2 protein-coding genes and 1 pseudogene are annotated in these 3,232 nt (G+C 47.4%); all 3 read right to left on the bottom strand.

All coding sequences use genetic code 11. The annotated features are described in order from the left end of the window. A pseudogene (glmM, locus tag B7Y67_RS13735) lies at positions 1–393 on the bottom strand (phosphoglucosamine mutase); the annotation flags it as partial. 49 nt (positions 394–442) lie between these two features. After that, entirely contained in the window at positions 443–1,312 is an 870-nt protein-coding gene (gene folP, locus B7Y67_RS13730) for a dihydropteroate synthase (RefSeq protein ID WP_293599134.1), read from the bottom strand. A gap of 24 nt (positions 1,313–1,336) precedes the next feature. Continuing rightward, complete coding sequence (ftsH, locus tag B7Y67_RS13725; RefSeq protein ID WP_293599135.1) at positions 1,337–3,214, bottom strand: ATP-dependent zinc metalloprotease FtsH; 1,878 nt, start codon at positions 3,212–3,214, stop codon at positions 1,337–1,339. Between the last annotated feature and the right edge of the window lie 18 nt (positions 3,215–3,232).

Raw genomic sequence — 3,232 nt, 5'->3', positions numbered from 1 at the left:
TGCTAATTCAAACTCATCGGTGAGCTTACCGCCTTCAGCAGAGAAAAATTTAATACCGTTGTCTTGATATGCATTATGTGATGCTGAAATCACTACCCCAGCAGATAAGCGTAAGGCTTTAGTGAGGTAGGCAACCCCTGGAGTAGGCATTGGTCCACATAGCATGACATCAACACCCGCAGCAGCGAAGCCAGCCTCTAAAGCAGCTTCCAATAAATAACCAGAAACACGGGTATCTTTTCCAATCAATACTTTGCAACGCTCACCTGGCTTAGCGTTTTGCACCAGCACTTTTCCAGCAGCATAGCCAAGGCGGGTAATGAACTCCGGAACAATCGGAAATTGCCCTACTTCACCGCGGATGCCATCAGTTCCAAAGTATTGTTTTTTCATGGGTTTAATTATAAAACTTGTGGCTATCTGGATTACTAGACTTAATGACTTAGTTCTGAACCGCCGCCCATATCTTGAGTGCATCAACAGTTTCAGGCACATCATGCACCCGAATAATACGGGCACCACGGTCTGCAGCCAGAATGGCAGCGGCAACACTAGGGGCTACCCGCTCATTAGTATCTCGGCCTGTTAATTTACCCAACATCGATTTACGAGAAATCCCCGCCAAGACGGGATACCCCAATTGGGAGATTTGATCAAATTCAGTCAGCATCTTAAGGTTATGCTCCAAACTCTTCCCAAATCCAAAACCAGGATCGATGGCAATTCTGTTTTTAGCAACACCTTGATTGACCAGCAAGTTAAGGCGCTCTTGTAAAAATTCTTTTACTTCTGCAATCACATCTTGATATTCAGGATCAAATTGCATCGTTTGCGGATCACGTTGCATGTGCATTAAAACAATGCCGCATTGCTTATCTGGATTATCTTGGTCACTCTCAATGATTGCACCTAATGCGCCCTCTTGTCGCAATGCCCAGATGTCATTCACGCAATCGACCCCAGCCTTGAGTGCTTGGCGCATGGTCTCGGCTTTATAGGTATCGATTGACAAGGCTACGCCGCAATCTTTTAAAGCTTCAATCACTGGCAAGACACGATCTAATTCTTCCTGGAGTGCTACAGGCTCTGCACCTGGACGGGTCGATTCGCCACCGATATCAATGATGTCGACGCCATTGGCAATCATGCGCTCCGCTTGCGCAATAGCATCACTTGGCGTTCTGAACTTACCACCATCCGAAAAGGAGTCTGGTGTGGCATTCAGAATACCCATCACCAGTGGGCGTTGATGTTTACTGAAATCAAAAAGAAAACGCCCGCAACGCCATGTTGCGGGCAGATTTTGCTTCATCACCTTGCTATTAGCTAGAGCTAATTAAGCAGTCGCTGGTGCGGCACCCGCAGCAGGACCTGGCGTACCAGCAGAGTTACCAAACTGGGTTGCTGGTGGCGGCTTTGGTGCACGTGGTGGACGGCCTTCCATGATGTCATTGATTTGTTCAGCATCAATAGTTTCCCATTCCATCAAAGCGGCAACCATAGCTTCAACCTTGTCACGGTTTTGCTCAAGAATGGATCTTGCCAATGCATATTGGCTATCTACCAATGCGCGAATCTCTGAATCCACCTTTTGCTGAGTTAACTCAGAAACTGTTTTGGAACTGGAACGACCGAACATGCCTTCAGATTCGGTATCGACGTAAACCATAGTACCTAAGCTATCACTCATGCCGTAGCGAGTCACCATGTCACGCGCCATTTTGGTAGCACGCTCAAAGTCATTCGATGCGCCTGTACTCATGGAATGCAAGAAGACTTCTTCAGCAGCACGGCCACCAAATAAAATCGCCAACTCTTCCATCATGCGGTCTTTATACAAGTTCACACGATCAAATTCCGGTAACTGCCATGTCACACCAAGAGCCATACCGCGCGGCATGATGGTGACCTTATGTACTGGATCAGCTTTAGGCAATACCTTAGCAACGACTGCGTGACCAGACTCGTGATACGCCGTATTACGACGCTCTTCTTCACGCATCACAGCAGACTTACGCTCAGGGCCCATGTAGATCTTATCTTTAGCATCTTCAAAGTCTTTCATGTCGACAGCACGCTTGTTGCGACGCGCTGCAAACAATGCAGACTCATTAACCAAGTTTGCTAAATCAGCGCCCGAGAAACCAGGAGTGCCACGCGCCAATACAGCTGCATCGACGTCCGGATCAATTGGCACCTTACGCATATGGACTTGCAGGATTTGCTCACGACCACGAATGTCTGGCAAGCCAACGTGTACCTGACGATCGAAACGACCTGGACGCAATAAGGCGCGATCCAAAACGTCAGAACGGTTAGTTGCAGCAACCACAATCACACCGCTATTGCTTTCAAAGCCGTCCATCTCAACCAGCATTTGGTTCAGAGTTTGTTCACGCTCATCATTACCGCCGCCCATACCAGCACCACGATGACGACCAACCGCATCAATCTCATCAATAAAAATGATGCAAGGAGAATTTTTCTTGGCGTTCTCAAACATATCACGCACGCGTGACGCACCGACACCAACAAACATCTCCACGAAATCAGAACCAGAAATAGAGAAGAACGGGACCTTTGCTTCACCTGCAATCGCACGTGCCAGCAAAGTCTTACCAGTACCCGGCGGGCCTACTAGCAATACGCCATGCGGAATGCGGCCACCCAGCTTTTGAAACTTTTGCGGATCCTTCAAGAAGTCAACGATCTCAAAGACCTCTTCTTTAGCTTCATCGCAACCAGCAACATCAGCAAAAGTAACAGTATTGCTATTCTCATCAATCAAGCGGGCTTTGGATTTTCCGAATGAGAATGCCCCACCCTTACCGCCACCTTGCATCTGGCGCATCATGAAGAACCAGAAACCAATAATCAATAAAGTCGGTCCAAGGTAATACAAAGCAGAAACCAGCATATTTGGCTCGTCATCCGCTTTACCAGTTACCTGAACACCGAATTTCATGAGATCGCCAACCATCCAAATATCTCCCGGGGAGATGATGGAGTACTTGCCGCCGTCATTCGGAGTCACTTGCAGAGTGCGACCTTGCACATCAACTCTTTTTACTTTGCCAGCTTTGGCATCGTCCATGAATTGAGAATAAGTGACTTGATTGGCGTCTTTTGGCTTATCAAACTGTTTAAAAACAGTAAAGAGCACGAGACCCACAATGAGCCAAACACCAATTTTTTGCAGCATGTTGTTATTCAAAACAGACCTTTGCCGGAT

Source organism: Polynucleobacter sp. 35-46-11 (assembly GCF_002281105.1).
This window is presented reverse-complemented; position numbering and strand designations above follow the sequence as displayed.